The following is an 18,492-nucleotide window of genomic DNA, read 5'->3' on the forward strand; positions in this document are numbered from 1 at the left end:
CGGCGGCGAAGTGACACCGGCCGGGGGACCTCGGGGAGGCCCGCCCGGCCGGTGCGCGCTCAGGCCAGAGCGGCCATCGCGCGGATCGCGCGCTCGACTTCCTGGGGGCTGGTGACGATGCTGGGGCCGAATCTGACGAAGGACTCGCGGTAGGGCGTCTCGGCGGCCGAGATGCGGTGCTCGGCCGCGAGCTTCTGGACGACCGCCTCGGGCTCCAGGCCCTGCACGGCGCAGCAGATGATTCCTGCGGACAGCTCGGCGGAGCGCGGCGTGACGAGGCGCACGTGAGCCAGTCCGGCGAGCCCTTCCTTGAGCTGGTCGGCTTGAGACCGGACCCGTGCCGCGATGCGGTCCAGGCCGATGGACCGGTGGAACTCCACCGCCTTCGCCAGCGCCCAGCGGTGCTCGAAGGAGTGGTAGCCGCCGGGGGTCGCCAGGTCTCCCGGCGCGCCCTTCGGCGGCTGGTCTGTCAGCCATCCGGTGAACGCGGGCATCGAGAAGCTCGGCACCACCGGCTGGAACCGGGCCCAGGCTTCGGGCCGGCCCCACACGAAGCCCGTTCCTCGAGGACCGAACAGCCATTTGTGGGTGCCGGTCATGAAGAAGTCGCATCCCAGGTCCTGCATCGTCGCGTTCTCGGCGGCGAACCCGTGCACGCCGTCGACGCAGAGGAGCACGCGGTCTGCTTCGTCGCGTCTCGCGTTGATCTCGGCTATGGCCGCGGCCACCTGCTTGACCGGTAGCTTCACCCCGGTGCTCGAGTACACCCAGCTCACCGCCACGGCCCGGGTCCGGGAGGTGATCGCGGCCCGGATCCGGTTCACGAGCTCGTCGGCGGAGACGGCCGCCGGGGCGTCGTAGAGCTTGATCGTGCGGACCACCACGCCGTCGGCCTGCGCCCGCAGGCGCAGGGACTCGTGGGTGGAGTAGAACTCGTGCTCGGTCGTCACGACCTCGTCACCGGCCCGGAGCCGCAGGCCGCGGTAGACCAGCCCGATCCCCATCGTCGTGCTGTCGGTGAGCGCTATCTCCTCCGGCTTCGCGCCGACGTAGCCGGCCAGGGCCTTCCTGACCGCGTCGCTGTACTGGAAGTCCGCCATCCCGAGCCCGTACTGCTGAGGATGGGTGTCCAGGCCGTCGCGGAAGTGTTTGATCGCCGCGGTGACGGGCGCGGGGTGGGAGGCCAGCATGAACGCGGAGAAGTGGGCGTAGCGCCGGGTGAGGGGGAATTGGGCGCGCACCGACTCCCAGCTGCGCGGGTTCAGGCGCGGTGTCTGCGCTCGCGCTTCGCGTGTCGGTGTGTCGGCCGTCGCCGACGAGCAGCCTGCCGAGAGCAGGCCGGCGCCGGCGAGCGCTCCGCCGAGCAGGAGCCCTCGCCGGTCGACTCCGTTTCCGGCCGTGCCACGTTCGTCGCACGAAGTGGCTTGAACATTCCGGTCTGTCACAACGCCTCCTGTGCACTCGCCTCCACGGCGATCAGCGCCAGGAGACTATATTTTTCTGAAGCGTATCATTTGACTATATATATCTGAAGTAAGTGATTTGTCTCCTTTATGGTGATTGCCTGCCTTACGCATCGATGCTGAGGCTCGAACCCGATCGCTTCATCTGTCGAAATGCGGTGTTTGTCGTTCGTCTCTTAGATGGAGGTGCTCACATGCGATACGCCCTTGTGTTCCGTGACGCAGAGCAGGCCGGAAGGAGGTGGGAGGCGATGGGTGATGACGAGCAGGACCTGCAGTTCGAGAAGGTCGACCGCTGGTTCGCGGCCCACGCGAGCAAGATCACAACGTTCCGTCGGCTGAAGTCCATCGAAACCGCCACGACGGTGCGCCGGGGGACCGAAGAAGGGCTCCGTGTGATCGACGGCCCGTTCTGCGAAGACCGGGAGGCGGTCAGCGGTTACATCGAAGTCGACGCCGCCGACCTCGACGAAGTCCTCACCATGTTGCGCACCTGGCCGGGTGCCGCGACGGTCGAGGTCCGTCCCGTCAGATGAGAGATCGGGCGGAACGGCCGAGGCGGATCATCGGGATACCGGCCCGGCGCACGTCTTTCCCATCCCGACCACTGCGAGCAGTTCGAAGTCGGTGGCCGGGGCGGCCGTCTTCATGCCGTGGACTGCGCCAACTGTGAACCCTCGCCTCGGGGAACGGGTGCCGGTCGCTGCGCGGCTTTCGCCGTGCCGATGGTCGACCGAGCGGGAGACCTGCATCCGGCGGACCATCCGGCCGGTTCGGCTCATCGTTGAATCACCCGGCCCCACCGGGCTCCAGCGGGGATCGGTCCATATCGCGAACTGCCGAACCTTCTGACAGTTGACGCTAACGGAAGAGGCGACATACGCTCCCTATGTACCCTTTCCGACAAACAGGAAATTTCGGATAATTACGGACCGTATCGTCCATTGCGAGCTGAACGACCGCTGATTCCGAGTGGTCGTCCACGGAATCCGCTTCCCCTGATGGAGACCTTTCATGGCTCGTCTCGGCATGCTCGTCGACCTGAACACCTGCATCGGCTGCCACGCCTGCTCCGTGGCCTGTAAGGCGGAATTCGACGTCCCCCTCGGCGTCTTCAGGGACACCGTGAAATACGTCGAGCACGGCTCCTACCCGCAGGCCACCCGGCACTTCATCCCGGTGCTGTGCAATCACTGCGAGGACGCCCCCTGCCTCAACGCCTGCCCGACCGGGGCGGTGGTGCGTCTCGAGGACGGCGAGGTCACCATCGAAGAGGGCGACTGCAATCTCAACAGGGCATGCATGTCGGCCTGCCCGTACGGTGCCATCTACGTCGACGTCGACAAGGGCGCTGCGCAGAAGTGCACCTTCTGCACGCATCGCACGGCGGAGGGACGGCAACCGGCGTGCGTCGACGCGTGTCCCACCAACTGCCGGATCTTCGGGGACCTGGACGACGCCGACAGCGCGATCGCGAAGAAAGCGGCCGCGAACGACGTCGCCGTCTGGAAGGAAAGCGAGGGCACACGACCTCGCGTGCTCTACATCGACCCGAGAAACGCGCTCAGCCTGATCGCCGACGCGGGAGTGCAGGTGGATCAGTCGGTCGACCTGCCGGGCGAGAGGGCATGACGGTGCCGCACCCTGCCCAGGCTCCTCTCCCCGAGGCGGCGTGGGGCCCGCTCCTGGCGTCCTACGTCGTCCTCGTCGGCCTTCCCAGCGGTGTGACGCTGACGACGTGGTGGCTGGGGCGACAACGCCTCTCGGAGGCGGCGGCAATCGACCGTTACGGAGCGTGGGGGGCGATGGGGGCACTCGCTCTCATCAGTGTGCTCCTGATCTTCGACCTGGGACGCCCTGAGCGCTTCTACTCGATGATCACTCGTTTCGACAATCTCGGTTCCCCCCTCGCTGTCGGAGCCAAGCTCATCGCCGCCAAGATGTTCCTGCTCGCCGTCCTCATCTACGGATTCGAGCGCGGCCGGCGATCCGCGAATGCGGCGGAGCCGATGGCGGCAGGCAGGAAGACCGGCTCTGTCCTGGCCTGGGTCGTCGTCTTCATCAGCTTCGCCCTCGCCGTCTACCCTGCTTCCCTGCTGTCGCGATCGTGGGCCTCACCGCTGGCCGACAGCAGCGGCTCAGCGCTGATCTTCCTCATCACGGCGCTGCTCATGGGAGCGGCGGCGGTTCTCCTCACCGTCTCCGTGCTGGGCACCGTTCCCGGCACACGAGAACTCCTCCACGCCGGTCGTCGGGCGTTGCTCCTCCTGCTCGGATGCTTCGCCGTCACGCTGCTGTTCGAGATGCTCTCGCTGGCGGGAAGAGCGCCGGACCGGCTTCTGGCCGGGGAGGTCCTCACCGGAGGGTCGGCCGCGATGTTCTGGGGCGTCGTGGTGGCGGGCGGCATCGCCGTTCCCGCGGTGGGACTGCTGTTCTTCCGTACTCACCGAAAGGCCGTCTTCGTGAGTGCCGTCGCGGTGCTGGCCGGTGCCGCGGCGACCCGATACCTGCTCTTCGCCGTCGGTCAGTGAGGAATCGATCGTGTCAATCGAGCATCACCGCCCTGCAGGCTCCTCGTGGATGCTGACCCGCCGTGACCTCCTGCGGATAGGAATGGTCACCGGTGCGGCGGCAGCCGGGCTGGGAGCCATAGAGATCATCGGTCCTGTCGGCGATGTCTCGGTCGACCCGGGGAAGACCGTCGGTGCAGTGCGCAAGATCCCCTCCATGTGCCAGATGTGCACCACCGCCTGCGGCATCATCGCCAACGTACGGGACGGCCGGCTCCTCACCATCGAAGGCAACCCCGCCGATCCCAACAGCCAAGGCTCGATCTGCGCCAAAGGCGTGGCCGGCCCTTCCATCCTGTACGACCCCAACCGCCTGCTTCACCCGCTCAAGCGCGTGGGCAAGCGAGGCGAGGGACGGTGGCGACGCATCTCCTGGGAAGAGGCGTACACGGAGATCGCCGATCGGCTGCGTGTCATCAGGCAGAGTGGCCGCCCAGAGGAATTCGCCTTCCAGCAGGGCCGCAACCGCTCATCCGACATCGTCAGCCGGTTCCTCAACGCCTTCGGCACCCCTTCGGCGTTCAACCACCGCGCCCTCTGCTCCCTCAACCGCAGGGCCGCCATCCTCGCCACGATCGGGGATTCCGACTGGGACCTGGGAGACTTCGAAAACAGCCGCTACATCCTCAACTTCGGCTGCAACTGGGCCGAAGCCCACCAGGGGCACATCCCCGTGGCCATCCGCATGATGCGTGCCCGCGAGCGCAACAACGCGAAGATCGTCACGTTCGACGCGAGGCTGTCCAACACCGCCGCGCTGTCCGACGAATGGTTCTGCGTCAAGCCGGGGACCGACGGCCTGATCGCTCTGGCCATGGCGAACGTCATCTGCACCGAACGGTTGTGGGACAAGGAGTGGTTCGACACATGGTCGAACTACTCCGCTTACGACTACGCCCGGCATGTCCGGCAGTACACGCCGGAACGCGCGGAAGCCGAGAGCGGCGTTCCTGCCGAGAGCATCCGGCGTATCGCCCGGGAGTTCGCCGAAGCGGCGCCGCGGTGCACCACGATCTGCAACCGAGGATCGGCCGCCCACCGCAACGGCTTCTACAACGACCGCGCGATCACTGTGCTCAATGCCCTGGTCGGCAACATGGGCAGAGTCGGCGGCTGGTGCTGGCATCCCCAGAGCGCCTGGGACAAGAAGCAGATACCCGAGCCCGCTCCCGTCCCCGACAAACCCACCGCCCGGAGCCTGATCGCGGAAGCCAAGGACTGGCCGTTGGCCAATGCCTGGCAGAACAACAAGATGCGGGTCGGTGAGATCGTCTACCTGTGGATCAAAGAGCGCCGGCAGCGGATCTCGGCCCTCATGACCTACAACTGCGATCAGGCATGGTCATGGCCGGAGGCCAGCCTGGTCCGGGAGGTACTGGCGGACGAGGAACTCGTTCCCTTTCACGTATGCATCGACGTCATGCCCTCCGAGACATCGAACCTCGCCGACATCGTGCTGCCCTGGACGACCTATCTCGAACGGTGGGACATCGACTCCCGGCCGCCACAAGGGCTCGTCGACTACGTCGGGCTGCGGCAACCCGTGGTCGGCCCTCTGGGGGAGTCGAAGGACCTGCGCGAGATCTTCCCGGAACTGGCCCGCCGCATAGGCGGCGGCATCGAGCGCTACTTCCCCTGGCGAACCGAACAGGAGTACTTCGAGGAGTACTTCCGCCCGGTTCCGGGCGGGTTCGCGCACATGCGGACGGCAGGGGTCTGGCAGGACCCGGCCAAGACTCCCAACTACGCCCCTTATGAGCGGGTCCTCAGCGAGCAGGAACTGCGCGGCAGCGAGACCGATGAGAAGACCGGGATCATCTACAACGGAACGGACCCGAAGACGGGGGAGCGGCAGGCGATCGGGATCATGATCGGCGGTGTGGCCCGGCGGGGATTCTCCACTCCGTCTCGCAAGCTCGAAGTTCACAGCCAGTTCGTGGCGGACAAGGGGAGCGAAGCCGACAAGACGATCTCCCCGCTCCCGGTCTACGAGCAGATTCCCGCTCACCGAGGGGAACTCGCCGAGGACCAGCTCATCATGATCAGTTTCAAGTGGAACGTGCACAACGCCCATCGGACCATGCAGTCCAAATGGCTCCAGGAGATCGTCCACACCAACCCCGCCTGGATCAACACCGCCACCGCGGACCGGCTGGGGCTGCGGCACGGAGACTGGATCGAGGTGACGAGCTTCCGCCCGCGTGACGATCAGGTGCCCAGGGGAGACGGCTCCCGGTTCGGGACCCTGCACACCCGCGTCCACGTCACCGAAGGCGTCCACCCCTCAGTGATCGCCATATCGCACAACGCCGGTCGTACGACGGGCGGCCCGGTGGCCACCAACGGCCGCGACCGTGCCGGCCTGCCCGGACACGAGCCGAGGCCGGACAGGGACGCCGACCAGGTCTGGTGGGCGGGATCCCTCAGCGTGCCCCAGAACGACATCCTGCCGATCTATCCCGACCCGGTCTCGGGCCAGCAGGCCTACCACGACACGATCGTCAGCATCCGGAAGATCGAGGACCGAGCGTGAAAGACCCGGAGCTGCAAACCCTGATCATGGGCCGTGACGTGTTCCTCCTGATGTCTCGGCTGCTCGGCAAGGAGATCGATCGCCCGCTCTACCGGACGCTCCTTGCCGCCGACACCCAGGCGACTGCTTCCGAGACCCTCCTGATCGGAGCGGAAACACGCTCGCTGGGGGAGGACGAAGCTCTCCAGGCGCTCTCAGCCGAGTACTGCCGGTTGTTCGTGGGGCCGCGCCCGGTCTGCCTGCCCTATGAGTCGGTCTACCGGGGCGAGGCGGTGATCGGGGGGCGCGCGGAGCATCGCATCAAGATGTTCATGGAACACCATCACGTCGAGGCCGTGATCCCGACGGCCTACCCCCTGCTGGCATGCGACCATCTCGCGATCGGTCTCGCCGTATTGCATCACCTGCTGGATGTATGCGCGGAGCCATCCGCTGGAACGTCGGCACGAGGGCGGGCGCGGGATGCGGTTCGTCGGCTGATGGACGACCATCTTCTCGCCTGGGCTCCGTCCTTTCTCAATGATCTACATGTGACCGCTCGTCTCGAGCCGTACGGGGGCGTCGCGGGTTTCACTGCGCGGTTGATGCTGGAGCAGTGAACCTTACGGAGTCGACTTCACCTCGGCTGAAATCATGAACAGCGGTCGAGGCCAGGGACGGACCAAGTAAGCCGGAAAGGGGCCAACCGCAGGTCAGAGGCTATGGCGAGGCGCTGATAGCTCTGATCAGTGCCGACGCCGCGGCGGAGCCGGATGCTCGGTGACGGCGGCGATGGCCTCAGCGCCGGGTTTGACGTAGCGCAGGGCGGTGCGGGGGTTCTTGTGCCGGGTCTTGCCCATGATGAGCTGCAGTGGGATCTCCGCCTCACCCAGATGGGTGGCGGCGCTGTGGCGCAGTTGGTGCAGGTCGAGGCCGGCGTAGGTGTCCAGCAGGACGCGGGCGCGGTCGTAGCCGAGGCGGGCGCGGCCGGTGTGCGGGCAGATGTCGGCGGCCGCGGGCCGGCGGGCGGGGACAGGGCGGCGCTCGGACAGGAACCGCGGGCCATGGGTGCGTGAGGTGCCGTCCGGGAGCCGGAGCAGGCGGGGCAGCAGGTGGGCGGTGCCGGACTCCCAGTACACCCACTCGATCGCGCCGCCCTTGGAGCGGACGGGGGCGCGGCGGTGCTCCAGGTCGAGGTCCTCGACGTTCAGGGCGAGGACCTCGGCGGCGCGGGCGGCGGTCTCATACAGCATCCGCCACAGCGTCTTCTCGCGCAGCGGGATGTCGCGGCGGCTCAGCAGCCGGTGGATCGCGCTCTTGGCCACGGCGCGGGTCTCGTCCGCCCTCTCGCGGCGCCGTTCGGCCTCGGCCGGCACCGAGGGGGCGGCCCAGTGCTTCTTGGTCTGGCACCAGGTCAGCCAGGAGGCGATGGCGGCGCGGTTGCGGTTCCAGGTCGCCGGTGCGCAGGCGCCCCACAGCTCGGCCAGCGCGGCGCCGATCTCGGCCTCGGCGACGTCGGCCAGCGGCCGGCCCGGGCCGAGCAGGGCGATGACGCGGTCGATGGCCGAGGCGTAGGCGCGGTGGGTGTTGGGGTTGGCCGTGCGCGCCGTGGCCAGGAAGGCGTCGGCGGCCGCGGCGAGGCTGACGTGCCCGCCGCACAGCGCGGCGACCTTCGGCGCGGCGCTCATGCCGGCCGCCGGGCGGCGGTCGCTGCACCGGCCCAGGAGATGCACCGGATAACGTGCGCCAGTCGCGCACCGCGGCGGGGAAGGATTGTCCTGGTCGCCGCGCCGCCGTGATCGCTCATATACGGGATAATAGATCGTTATCACGTACATCGAGGCTCCTGGAGAGGGAGGCAAGGGGCTTCCGCTGTCCTCATTCATCGAATATCGTCGATTGACGATGAATGGGAACGAAGGGCCCTTGCCGCGGGTGCGGGCCGAGGAGTACGCGAGCTGGTTCAGGGCACTGGCCGACGCCACCCGCATCCAGCTCGTCTCGCTGCTGGCCCGGCGGCGCGCGCCGATGAGCGTCGGCGAGATCGTGACCGCGTCCGGGGTGGGCCAGTCCACCGTCTCCCACCACCTGAAGATCCTGGCCGAGGTCCGCTTCGTGCTGGTCGAGCGGCGCGGCACCGCGAGCCTGTACCGGATCAACGAGGCCTGCGTGCGCCGCTTTCCCACCGCGGCCGACGTGGTCATGGGCGCTCCCGCCCCGGCCGTCCCCGCCGACGAGAAGGACCGCGCGCCATGACCCACGACATCGCCGACACCCCGCGCCCCGAGGCCGCCCGGTCGACCGGGGCCGCCGGTCTGGTCGTGCGGCCGATGGAGGCCGGTGACGCCGAGCAGGTGCTGGACGTCTACCAGGCCGGGCTGGACGGCGGGCAGGCCAGCTTCGAGACGACCGCACCGAGCTGGCAGGACTTCACCGCAGGTAAGATCCGCCACCTGTGCTTCGTCGCGGCAGACGCCGAAAGCGGTGCGGTGGCCGGGTGGGCGGCGGCCTCGCCGGTGTCCTCGCGATGCGTCTACGCCGGGGTGATCGAGCACAGCGTCTACGTCCACCCCGGCCACCGGGGCCGCGGCGCCGGCCGCCTGCTGCTGGGCACGCTCATCGCCGCCTGCGAGGAGGCCGGGATCTGGACGATCCAGTCCGGCGTCTTCCCCGACAACACCCCTAGCCTGCGCCTGCACGAGGCGTTCGGCTTCCGCGTGGTGGGCGTGCGCGAGCGCATCGGCTGCCACCGCGGCGTCTGGCGGGACGTGGTGCTGCTGGAACGGCGCAGCAGGACCGTCGGCACCTGAGTCCGCCGGGAGACGGCCGGGAGGTGTTCATCCGCCGTTTGCCGACCCCGGAATCGATATCTGCCAATATAGATGGCGGACGAATCCGCTGGGCCGACGCGCTGAGCAGGGAGAACGATGGAACCGCTGGAGCCGCTGGAGTGCTGCGCGCCGCTGGCCCGTGAGCCGATCGACCCCGCTCAGGCCGCCGGGGTGGCGAGGGTCTTCAAGGCCCTGGGCGACCCGGTCCGGCTGCGCATCCTGTCGATCGTGGCCAGCCACGCCAGCGGCGAGGCCTGCGTGTGCGACCTGACCGCCGCCTTCGATCTGTCCCAGCCGACCATCAGCCACCACCTGAAGGTCCTCAAGGACGTCGGCCTGCTCACCTCCGAACGCCGGGCCTCCTGGATGTACTACCGCGTGGTCCCCGAACGGCTGGCCGAGCTGTCGGGCCTGCTCGCCGTACCTGCCGCCATGACCGAGCGCTGAAGGAAGACCCATGGCATCACCGTCATCGCCGCCTGCCCGCGTCCCGGCTGTCGCGCCCGATCCCGGGGTGATCGGCGGCCTGTCGACGCTGGACCGCCTCCTGCCGGTGTGGATCGGGGTGGCCATGGCCGCCGGTCTGCTGCTGGGGCGTCTGGTGCCGGGTCTGGACACCGCGCTGGAGGCGGTGCAGGTCGGCGGGATCTCGCTGCCGATCGCGCTCGGCCTGCTGCTGATGATGTACCCGGTGCTGGCCAAGGTCCGCTACGACCGGCTCGGCACGGTCACCGGCGACCGACGCCTGCTCGTCTCGTCGCTGCTGCTGAACTGGGTCATCGGCCCGGTGCTGATGTTCGCCCTGGCCTGGGTCTTCCTGCCCGACCTGCCCGCCTACCGGACGGGTCTGATCATCGTCGGGCTGGCCCGGTGCATCGCCATGGTGCTGATCTGGAACGACCTGGCCTGCGGCCACCGGGAGGCCGCCGCCGTGCTGGTCGCGATCAACTCGGTCTTCCAGGTTGTCGCCTTCGCCGGACTCGGCTGGTTCTACCTGGAACTGCTGCCCGGCTGGCTCGGCCTGGGCGAAGGGACCGCACTGGAGGTCTCCGCCTGGGATATCGCGCAGAGCGTGCTGGTCTTCCTCGGCGTCCCGCTGCTGGCCGGCTACCTGTCGCGGAAACTGGGCGAGCGATCCAAGGGCCGGGACTGGTACGAGACCCGGTTCCTGCCGCGCATCGGCCCCATCGCCCTGTACGGCCTGCTGTTCACCATCGTCATCCTGTTCGCCCTGCAGGGCCACACCATCAGTGAGCGCCCCGGCGACGTCGCGCGGATCGCGCTGCCGCTGCTGGCCTACTTCCTCCTCATGTGGGGCGGCGCCTTCCTCGCTGGGCGGGCGACCGGCCTGCCGTATGACCGCACGGCGACCTTGGCGTTCACCGCGGCAGGCAACAACTTCGAACTGGCCATCGCCGTGGCGGTCGGCGTGTTCGGCGTCACCTCCGGCCAGGCCCTGGCCGGAGTGGTCGGCCCGCTCATCGAGGTGCCCGTCCTGGTCGCCCTGGTCTACGTCAGCCTGGCCGGCCGCCGCCTGTTTTCCACCACCCCGAAGGGAAACGCTCATGTCTGACACGCCCGCCAAGCCCAGCGTCCTGTTCGTGTGCGTGCACAACGCCGGACGCTCCCAGATGGCCGCCGGCTGGCTCGCCCACCTGGCGGGCGAGGCGATCGAGGTCCGCTCCGCCGGGTCCGCGCCCGCCGAGACCATCAACCCCGTCGCCGTGCAGGCGATGCGCGAGGTCGGCATCGACATCACCGGCGCGACCCCGAAGATCCTCACCGCCGAGGCCGTGCAGGACTCCGACGTCGTGATCACCATGGGGTGCGGGGACGCCTGCCCGTTCTTCCCCGGCAAGCGGTATGAGGACTGGAAGCTCGAGGACCCGGCCGGCCAGGGCATCGAGGCGGTCCGCCCGATCCGGGACGAGATCAAGGTCCGCGTCAGCCAGCTGATCGCCGAGCTGCTGCCCGCCTGACGATCGGCCGCGGGATCGGGGAAAACGCCTGGCAGTACGGCCGGGGAGCCGCGTACCTTCTCAGAGGCGGATACCAACGAACAGCGGTATGTTACCGGTGTGTGACCTACCTTGCTGCGCGGATCGCCGACCCAGCCGAAGCGGCGGCGGACCAGCAGGGTGACAGCATCCGCCTGCTGCCAGGCTCCACCAACAGAGCCATCATCACCGCGCTCCCGGCTGCCGAGGCCCTCGCCGCCCTCGCCGCGCAAGATGGCGCGCCGCCGAACGGCTAATGAGCGGGCGGGCTCAGGCGTGGGCGGGCTCGGCCAGCGGCGTGAACAGGGCGCCGAGCCGGTTCACCGCCGCGGGGACGATCCAGTAGTAGACCCAGGTGCCGCGCCGCTCGCAGTCGATCAGCCCCGCCGTGCGGAGGACTTTGAGGTGGTGGGAGATGGTGGGCGCGGTCAGGTCGAAGGCGTCGGTCAGATCGCACACGCATGCCTCGCCGCCGGCGTGGGAGCCGATCATCGACAGCAGGCGCAGCCGGACCGGGTCGGCGACCGCCTTGAGCAGCACCGCCAGCTCGGCGGCCTCGGCCTCGGCGAGCGGCTCGCGGGCGATCGGGGCGCAGCAGGCGGTGGTGGGGGCGGTCATGAGCAGGCTCCTTACTTCGATGCTGGTCTAAATGGTATGCGGTGGTAGGCGGTCAGTGCGAATGCGGCGACCGCGCAGGCGGCGGCCACCGCCGCCATCACCCGGCCGTAGCCGGCGAGCTGGGCCAGAGCGAGCGCCCCGAGCGGGGCCGATGCCTTGGCCGCGACGGAGAAGAACGCGATACGGCCCGACAGGGTGGCGTAGGCGGCGGTGCCGTACCGGTCGACGAGCAGGTGGGGCAGGGTGATGGAGGCGATGCCGAAGCCGAGCCCGAACCCCAGCACGCAGCCGATGGCGCCCGGCACCGTCCGCCCGGCCAGGGGCAGGAGTGCCGCGGCGACGCCTTGCAGGGCGAAGATCGCCGCGGCGATGAGGGCGGCGGGCAGGCGGGTCTGCAGGCCGGTGGTGAGCAGGCGACCGGTCACCGACAGCACGCCCAAAAGCCCGGCCAGCGTGGCGGCCAGGACGGGAGGGTGGCCGAGGTGGACCAGGTAGGCAATCAGCAGGAGGGCCATGGTGGCCGTGGCGCCGCCGCTGGCGGTGAAGGCGGCGACCAGCAGCCAGAACGGGCGGCGGCGGACGGCCTCGTGGGTGATCGCGGCGCGCTGTGCGGCCGCCGCGGGCGCATGGGCGGTGCGCTCGCGGCGGCGCAGCACGAGCGCGTGCAGCGGGACGGCGGCCAAGCCGTAGACCAGGGCCAGGACCACCAGGGCCTGGCGCCAGCCGAACCGCTCCACCAGCAGGCCGGACAGCGGCAGGAAGATCGTGGAGGCGAATCCGGCCACGACGGTCAGCGCCAGCAGCGCGCCGGCCCGACCGCGCTCGTGCCCGTCGAACCAGGCCACGATGACGGCGAAGGCGCTCTGGTAGAGCACCATCGCGCTCGCGACGCCGATGGCGGCGAACACCGCATACAGCTGGATGAGGGTGTGCACCTGTGACCAGGCCAGTACGGCGAGCGTGCCGAGGACCGATCCGGTGGTCATCAGGCCGCGGCCGCCGCGGGCGTCCAGCAGGCGGCCCACCACCGGTGCGCACAGCGCCGAGACCAGCACCGAGCAGGTCAGGGCGGCGGCGACCTGGGCGGTGGACGCGCCCAGGTCGGCCGCCATGGGCAGCAGGAAGACCGAGAAGGCGTAGTAGAGCACGCCGTAGCCGATGGTCTGGGTGACGGCCAGGGCGGCGACGATCCGCGCGCCCTGGCGCCGGGAACGCACCCGACCGCCGCCCCCGGCATCAGGGGCGGCGGTCTCGGCGGCGGTGGACGTCACGCGCTCTCACCGGTACAGGAGATCACGCGGCGGCCGTCGGCCGTCGCGGCCCAGGCGCCCTCTGCTTGGGCGATGAAGCCCTGGGCGGCCAGCCGCCAGGCCAGGGTGCCGGCCATGCGGGCGATCGCCGCGGCATGACCGGGATTACCGCTGACCCGGCGGGCATCGGCCAGGCGGCGACCCAGCCGGTCGGCATCCAGCGGACCGCGGGTGCAGATCAGGCGCAGGGCCTCCTTCTGCGGTGCGGTGGGATAGCCGTCGGACATGGCCGGATCCCGCCTTTCTTCGGATGATCGTGATGCGGGGATCGGTGGATGCGGGTCAGCCGCAGCAGCCGCCGCCGCTTTCGGCCGAGGCGCCCACCGAGGCCAGGGGCAGCGGGGCGGCCAGCAGGCCGCCGCTGATGCCGGTGGCCAGACCCACGCGGGTTTCCTGGGCCTCGGCCAGGTTCGAGGAGCACACGCCGGTCTCGGGCAGCTCCAGCTGCACCTGCCGGGCGGCCGCCCAGTCCCCGGCCAGGGCGGCGACCACCGAGCGGACCTGCTCATACCCGGTGGCCATCAGGAACGTCGGGGCGCGGCCGTAGGACTTGACGCCGACGGCGTAGTAGCCGGGCTCGGGATGGGCGAGCTCGTCGGCGCCGTGCGCGGGCACGGTGCCGCAGGAGTGGTGGTTGGGGTCGATCAGCGGGGCCAGCGCGCGGGTGGAGCCCAGGATCGCGTCCAGGTCCAGGCGCAGCTCGCCGGCGATGGCGTGGTCGGGGCGGTAGCCGGTGGCGGCCACGATCCGGTCGGCGACCACCTTCTGCTCATTCCCGGACGGGTCGCGGCTGATCACCGTGACCGCTTCGCCGTCGGCGGTGACGGCGTGGGTGAAGAAGGCGGTCAGCAGCGTGATGCGGCCCGTCTCGACCAGCGCGCGCAGGCGGGTGCCGAGCGCGCCGCGGGCCGGCAGCGCGTCGGCGGCGCCGCCACCGTAGGTGCGGGCCGCCGATCCGGCGCGGATCGCCCAGGTGATGCGGGTCTCCGGTGCCTCCTCGGCCAGAGCGGCCAGCGCGAGCAGGGTGGTGGCCGCGGAATGGCCGGCGCCCACCACCAGGGTGTGCTTGCCCGCATAGTGCTCGCGGTCGGCGCCCAGCACGTCGGGCAGGGCATGGTCGACGAACCCGGCCGCGGCGTGCTCGCCGTGGGCGGGCAGGCCGGAGGCGCCCAGCACGTTCGGGGTCCGCCAGGTGCCGGAGGCGTCCACGACCGCGCGGGCGGCGATCTCGGTGCCGTCGGCCAGGCGGATCACGAACGGGGCGGTGTCACGGCCGGTGGTGCGGACCCGGTCGAAGCCGAGACGGCTGATGCCTGTGACCTTGGCGTTCAGCCGCAGGTGCGGGGCGATCGCGGGGTGGGCGGCCAGCGGGATGAGGTAGTCCTCGACGAGCTCGGCGCCGGTGGGCAGCCAGTCCTCATCAGGCGCGGTCCAGCCGCCGGCGTCCAGCAGGCGGCGGGCGGCCGCGTCGATGTCGTACTTCCACGGGCTGAAGGTACGCACGTGCCCCCACTGGGCGATGGAGGCGCCGACCTGCTCACCCGCTTCCAGGAGCAGGAAGTCCAGGTTCCGCTCGGCCAGGTGGGCGGCGGCGGCCAGGCCGACCGGTCCGGCGCCGATCACCGCGACCGGCAGGTGGTCCAGCTGCGGTGAGAGCACGACCTGCTCACTGCTGGTGGCCGGGGCGGTCTGGACGGGTACGGCCGGCGCGCTCTGCTCGGCGGGGGCGGCCGGGCCGCAGCATCCACTGCTCATGATCGTTCCTCCGGGGTTCGGGTGGTCGCTCTCGGACGGTCGGTGGGGTTCAGCGGGCGAGCCAAGCGGCGGCGCGGGCACGCTCCAGCACCGCCTCGGCCCGGCAGGCGCGGTCGCAGACGGTGCCGGTGGCCTCGTCGAAGGAGACGGTCGCGGATGTCGCGGGAGCCGGGCGGCGGCGCAGCAGAGAGCGCATCTCACACCTCTTATATTGAAGCTTGTCTAAGTAGTATTCAGCCTGCCACTCTGATTAGAGAGATGTCAAATTAGGTGGCGGCCAAAGCAGGCAGGTCCCCGGTGCATCCATTCCCGGACCGCCCCGTCTACCCCAGTGACGTTGTTCACCCGAAGAACAGGACGATCCGCCATGACCAGCACCGAGACCACCTCGACGGGGCCCGCCACCGAGACGCCCGCCACGGCCTGCTGCTCGACCGCCGCGCTGCAGACCTGCTGCGCGCCCGAGGACAAGGGCGCTTGCTGCGGCACCCCGGCCGGAGATTCGGTCACCGCCCCGGCCGGGGAGGCGCCCGGCAGCTGCGGCTGCCGGTAACACCGCACACCCGCCCGCATACCTGCCCGGGGCCGGGCCGGCCCGGCCCCGGGCAGGGGCCAGGAAGGACACGACCGTGACGACACCCACCCGACCGGCCGCCGACGCCGCGGCGGCGGCGAGCGCGCAGCTGCGCACCCGGCTGGTCGCCTTCGTCGCCGCCCGCATCGACCGGCCCGCCGACGCTGAGGACATCGTCCAGGAGGTGCTGGTGCGCATCAGCCGGACCGTCGCCGGCCCGCGCGAGGCCGGGCGGCTGGAGGCCTGGGTCTACCAGATCACCCGCAACGCGATCATCGACCACCACCGCGCGGCCGCCGCGGCCGGACGGGCGCATGCCCGGGCCGCCTTCGACCGCAGCCTCACCGCCGAGGCGGCCGACCCCGGCGCCCTGAGCGCCCTGGCCGGATGCCTGGCGCCGATGCTGGAGCGGTTGGCCGAGCGCGACCGCCAGGCCATCACCCTCATCGACTACGAGAGCCTCACCCAGGCCGAGGCCGCCGGCCGGCTCGGCCTGTCGGTGCCCGGGATGAAGTCGCGCATCCAGCGGGCCCGGACCCGGCTGCGGGCGCTGCTGACGGCCTGCTGCCGGGTGGAGACCGACGCCCGCGGCGATGTGCGCGAGGTGCGGCCCGCGGGAGCGTGCCCGTGCGGAGGCGGCTGACCGGCCGGGATCCGACCGGCCTGCGGCGGAACGGACCTCATCCGCAGGCGCCGGGCGAGCAGCCGGCCGGGGGGCAGCACGCCTGCAGGCCGGCCTGCAGGTCGGCCAATGCCTGGCCGATCCGGGCCGGATCGGCGCGGTAGTAGACGGTCTTCCACTCGCGGCGCGAGGCCAGCACGCCGCCGTCGCGCAGGGTCGCCAGGTGGGTGGAGGTGGCCGACTGGGCCAGGTCCATGCGCTCGGCGACCTGGCCCACGGTCAGCTCGATCCCACCGGCGAACAGCATCAGGATCTGCTGGCGGGTGTCGCTGGCCAGGGCCTTGAGGAGGCCGCGGGCCGCGTCCGTCAACTCGATGTCGCTTCCCATCTGCATGGGATGATCCTACCCGATCGTATTGTCATTTATGGATTTGACGATACGATGCGCGGCATGGACACCATCGTCATCGGCGGCGGCCAATCCGGCCTGGCCGCCGCCCGAGCCCTGCGCGACGCCGGCCTCACCCCCGTCGTCCTGGAGGCGGGCGAGCACCCCGCCGGTTCCTGGGCCCGCTATTACGACAGCCTCACCCTGTTCTCCCCGGCCCGCTACAGCGCCCTGCCCGGCGCGCCCTTCGACGGCGACCCGGCCCGCTATCCGCACCGCGACGAGGTCGTCGCCTACCTGCAGCGCTACGCCGCCCGCCTGGACGCCGACATCCGTACCGGCACCCGCGTCACCGCCGTACGGGCCGAGAACGGCGGCGGCTTCACCGTGGAACTCGCCGACGGCACCACCCTGTCGGCGCCGTCGGTGATCGCGGCCAGCGGCTCCTTCGGCAACCCGCACCAGCCCGCCCTGCCCGGCCAGGACGGTTTCACGGGGCAGATCCTGCACGCCGCCGCCTACCGCAACCCGGCCCCGCATGCGGGCCAGCGCGTCGTGGTGGTCGGCGCCGGCAACTCCGCCGTCCAGATCGCCCACGACCTGGCCGGCGTCGCCGCGGTCACCCTGGCCACCCGGGCACCGATCCGCTTCGTCGACCAGCGCCCCCTCGGCCGCGACCTGCACTTCTGGTTCGCGATCACCGGCTTCGACCGCCTGCCCGCCCGCCGGGCCGACTCCCCGCCAGCCGTGCCGGTGCTGGATGACGGCCGCTACCGCCGCGCCCTGGCCGACGGCCGCATCGACCGCAAGGAGACGTTCCCCGGCTTCGACGCCGACGCCGTGGTGTGGGCCGACGGCGCCCGCGAGCACGTCGACGCGGTCGTCTTCGCCACCGGCTACCGGCCTCACCTGCCCTACCTGCGCGCCCTCGGCGGCGCCCTGGACTCCTCCGGCCGCCCCCGCCAGCGCGGCGGGATCTCGCTCACCCATCCCGGGCTCGGCTTCCTCGGCCTGGAATGGCAGCGCAGCCCCGCCTCCAACACCCTGCGCGGCGTCGGCCGCGACGCCGCCCACCTGGCCCGGCACCTGGCCCGCCACCTGCGAGCCCGCTGCAGCACACGCATCCGGGCCGGGGCATGACGATGACGAGCGATTCGGCCGTGGTCACGATCGGGCTGGTGGTGCTGCTGACCGCGACCATGCTGACCATCGGCACCGCCCTCACCGGGCAAGGGCTGGCCGCCCTGCTGCGCCGCCCGCGTGCGCTGGTGGCGGACGCCGATGTCATCTCCCGCCTGGCCGCCACCGAGGGCGTCAACGACGGCGAGGCCGCCGCGATGGGCATGTTCCTGCTGTTCGCCGGGCACGAGACCACCGTGACCGCGATCGGTGGCGGCGCGGCTTGGCTGCTGGCCGACCCCGGTCAGTGGCGGGCGCTGGTGGCCGACCCGTCCCGGATCGACGCCGCGGTGGAGGAGATCCTGCGCGCCCGGCCTGGGCGGCGGCGGCATACCCCGCTACGCCCGCACCGACCTTCAAATCGCCGGCGTGCACGTACGAGAAGGCGACCTGGTGCTGCTGGACACCGGCGCGGCCGACCACGACGCGGCCGTCTTCGCCGATCCCGACCGCTTCGACCTCCAGCGGCCGGCGGTGCCGCACCTGACCTTCGGCCACGGCGCACGCTACTGCATCGGCGCCCCGCTGGCCCGTATCGAACTGCAGGTGGTCTTCTCCCAGCTGGCCGCCCGCTTCCCCACCCTGCGCCTGGATTGTCCGGTGGAGGAGCTGACCTTCGACCCGAACGTGCTGACCGGCGGGCTGACCGCGCTGCCGGTCACCTGGTGACCGC

The 18,492-nt window shown here is 70.6% G+C and carries 23 protein-coding genes; 15 read left to right on the forward strand and 8 right to left on the reverse strand.

All coding sequences use genetic code 11. The features are described from left to right. Positions 1-59: 59 nt before the first annotated feature. Positions 60-1,241 carry an aminotransferase class V-fold PLP-dependent enzyme gene (locus tag IEZ07_RS19660; RefSeq protein ID WP_204054473.1) on the reverse strand — a complete coding sequence of 394 codons (1,182 nt, stop codon included), beginning with the start codon at positions 1,239-1,241 and terminating at the stop codon, positions 60-62. Between the two features lie 473 nt (positions 1,242-1,714). On the opposite strand from IEZ07_RS19660, the gene IEZ07_RS19665 reads away from it, so the two are divergent. The 5 genes from IEZ07_RS19665 to IEZ07_RS19685 all read left to right on the forward strand — a co-directional run bounded on the left by IEZ07_RS19665 (position 1,715) and on the right by IEZ07_RS19685 (position 7,165). Beyond that, positions 1,715-1,999 carry a YciI family protein gene (locus IEZ07_RS19665; RefSeq protein WP_204054472.1) on the forward strand — a complete coding sequence of 95 codons (285 nt, stop codon included), beginning with the start codon at positions 1,715-1,717 and terminating at the stop codon, positions 1,997-1,999. Between the two features lie 478 nt (positions 2,000-2,477). Then, a complete protein-coding gene (locus IEZ07_RS19670) occupies positions 2,478-3,095 on the forward strand; it encodes a 4Fe-4S dicluster domain-containing protein (protein WP_191896073.1) in 618 nt (205 codons plus the stop codon). Beyond that, a complete protein-coding gene (gene nrfD, locus IEZ07_RS19675) occupies positions 3,092-3,994 on the forward strand; it encodes an NrfD/PsrC family molybdoenzyme membrane anchor subunit (protein WP_191896074.1) in 903 nt (300 codons plus the stop codon). The genes IEZ07_RS19670 and nrfD overlap by 4 nt, the downstream gene beginning before the upstream one ends. An 82-nt stretch (positions 3,995-4,076) precedes the next feature. Then, positions 4,077-6,566: a molybdopterin-containing oxidoreductase family protein gene (locus IEZ07_RS19680; protein WP_191896075.1), complete on the forward strand. Its 2,490-nt coding sequence runs from the start codon at positions 4,077-4,079 to the stop codon at positions 6,564-6,566. Then, positions 6,563-7,165, forward strand: a complete 603-nt coding sequence (locus IEZ07_RS19685) for a TorD/DmsD family molecular chaperone (RefSeq protein ID WP_191896076.1) — start codon at positions 6,563-6,565, stop codon at positions 7,163-7,165. The genes IEZ07_RS19680 and IEZ07_RS19685 overlap by 4 nt, the downstream gene beginning before the upstream one ends. Positions 7,166-7,291: 126 nt before the next feature. On the opposite strand, the gene IEZ07_RS19690 is transcribed toward IEZ07_RS19685, so the two are convergent. Beyond that, entirely contained in the window at positions 7,292-8,233 is a 942-nt protein-coding gene (locus IEZ07_RS19690; protein WP_191896077.1) for a tyrosine-type recombinase/integrase, read from the reverse strand. A 247-nt stretch (positions 8,234-8,480) separates the two neighbouring features. On the opposite strand from IEZ07_RS19690, the gene IEZ07_RS19695 reads away from it, so the two are divergent. From IEZ07_RS19695 to IEZ07_RS19720, 6 genes are all read left to right on the forward strand, one after another. Further along, the gene (locus IEZ07_RS19695) at positions 8,481-8,801 is read left to right on the forward strand and encodes an ArsR/SmtB family transcription factor (protein ID WP_301549334.1); all 321 of its coding nucleotides are present in this window, start codon (positions 8,481-8,483) and stop codon (positions 8,799-8,801) included. Beyond that, entirely contained in the window at positions 8,798-9,355 is a 558-nt protein-coding gene (locus tag IEZ07_RS19700; RefSeq protein ID WP_191896079.1) for a GNAT family N-acetyltransferase, read from the forward strand. The genes IEZ07_RS19695 and IEZ07_RS19700 overlap by 4 nt, the downstream gene beginning before the upstream one ends. Before the next feature lie 117 nt (positions 9,356-9,472). Next, positions 9,473-9,823: an ArsR/SmtB family transcription factor gene (locus IEZ07_RS19705; protein ID WP_191896080.1), complete on the forward strand. Its 351-nt coding sequence runs from the start codon at positions 9,473-9,475 to the stop codon at positions 9,821-9,823. A gap of 10 nt (positions 9,824-9,833) precedes the next feature. Further along, positions 9,834-10,949: an ACR3 family arsenite efflux transporter gene (gene arsB / locus IEZ07_RS19710; RefSeq protein ID WP_191896081.1), complete on the forward strand. Its 1,116-nt coding sequence runs from the start codon at positions 9,834-9,836 to the stop codon at positions 10,947-10,949. Beyond that, a complete protein-coding gene (locus IEZ07_RS19715) occupies positions 10,942-11,355 on the forward strand; it encodes an arsenate reductase ArsC (RefSeq protein ID WP_191896082.1) in 414 nt (137 codons plus the stop codon). The genes arsB and IEZ07_RS19715 overlap by 8 nt, the downstream gene beginning before the upstream one ends. A 101-nt stretch (positions 11,356-11,456) precedes the next feature. Beyond that, positions 11,457-11,630 (forward strand): hypothetical protein, encoded by a 174-nt coding sequence (locus tag IEZ07_RS19720; protein WP_191896083.1) that lies wholly within the window; start codon positions 11,457-11,459, stop codon positions 11,628-11,630. 13 nt (positions 11,631-11,643) lie between these two features. Here IEZ07_RS19720 and IEZ07_RS19725 read toward each other — a convergent pair whose 3' ends face one another. Genes IEZ07_RS19725 through IEZ07_RS19745 form a run of 5 tightly spaced genes read right to left on the reverse strand, consistent with a single transcriptional unit; the run spans position 11,644 to position 15,252 of the window. Next, on the reverse strand, positions 11,644-11,991 hold the full coding sequence (locus tag IEZ07_RS19725; protein WP_191896084.1) for an ArsR/SmtB family transcription factor: 348 nt from the start codon (positions 11,989-11,991) through the stop codon (positions 11,644-11,646). 11 nt (positions 11,992-12,002) lie between these two features. Beyond that, a complete protein-coding gene (locus IEZ07_RS19730) occupies positions 12,003-13,262 on the reverse strand; it encodes an MFS transporter (RefSeq protein WP_239320269.1) in 1,260 nt (419 codons plus the stop codon). Continuing rightward, a complete protein-coding gene (locus tag IEZ07_RS19735; RefSeq protein ID WP_191896085.1) occupies positions 13,259-13,528 on the reverse strand; it encodes a hypothetical protein in 270 nt (89 codons plus the stop codon). Before IEZ07_RS19735 ends, IEZ07_RS19730 begins: the two co-directional genes overlap by 4 nt. Positions 13,529-13,583: 55 nt before the next feature. After that, a complete protein-coding gene (locus IEZ07_RS19740) occupies positions 13,584-15,056 on the reverse strand; it encodes an FAD-dependent oxidoreductase (RefSeq protein ID WP_191896086.1) in 1,473 nt (490 codons plus the stop codon). A 49-nt stretch (positions 15,057-15,105) separates the two neighbouring features. After that, on the reverse strand, positions 15,106-15,252 hold the full coding sequence (locus IEZ07_RS19745; protein WP_191896087.1) for a hypothetical protein: 147 nt from the start codon (positions 15,250-15,252) through the stop codon (positions 15,106-15,108). A gap of 171 nt (positions 15,253-15,423) precedes the next feature. On the opposite strand from IEZ07_RS19745, the gene IEZ07_RS19750 reads away from it, so the two are divergent. Together IEZ07_RS19750 and IEZ07_RS19755 are read left to right on the forward strand one after the other, a co-directional pair. Continuing rightward, a complete protein-coding gene (locus IEZ07_RS19750) occupies positions 15,424-15,609 on the forward strand; it encodes a hypothetical protein (RefSeq protein WP_191896088.1) in 186 nt (61 codons plus the stop codon). A gap of 76 nt (positions 15,610-15,685) precedes the next feature. Next, positions 15,686-16,273, forward strand: coding sequence for a sigma-70 family RNA polymerase sigma factor (locus tag IEZ07_RS19755; protein WP_191896089.1), 588 nt, complete (start codon positions 15,686-15,688; stop codon positions 16,271-16,273). Positions 16,274-16,310: 37 nt separating this feature from the next. Here IEZ07_RS19755 and IEZ07_RS19760 read toward each other — a convergent pair whose 3' ends face one another. Beyond that, positions 16,311-16,646, reverse strand: coding sequence for an ArsR/SmtB family transcription factor (locus IEZ07_RS19760; RefSeq protein WP_191896090.1), 336 nt, complete (start codon positions 16,644-16,646; stop codon positions 16,311-16,313). 57 nt (positions 16,647-16,703) lie between these two features. Here IEZ07_RS19760 and IEZ07_RS19765 point away from each other — a divergent pair, with 57 nt between their 5' ends. Then, the gene (locus tag IEZ07_RS19765; RefSeq protein WP_204054470.1) at positions 16,704-17,780 is read left to right on the forward strand and encodes a flavin-containing monooxygenase; all 1,077 of its coding nucleotides are present in this window, start codon (positions 16,704-16,706) and stop codon (positions 17,778-17,780) included. A 408-nt stretch (positions 17,781-18,188) separates the two neighbouring features. Then, entirely contained in the window at positions 18,189-18,488 is a 300-nt protein-coding gene (locus IEZ07_RS19770; RefSeq protein WP_191896224.1) for a cytochrome P450, read from the forward strand. The last annotated feature ends 4 nt before the right edge of the window (positions 18,489-18,492 follow it).

The sequence above is a fragment of the Planomonospora parontospora genome (assembly GCA_014647935.1).
GTDB lineage: Bacteria > Actinomycetota > Actinomycetes > Streptosporangiales > Streptosporangiaceae > Planomonospora > Planomonospora parontospora.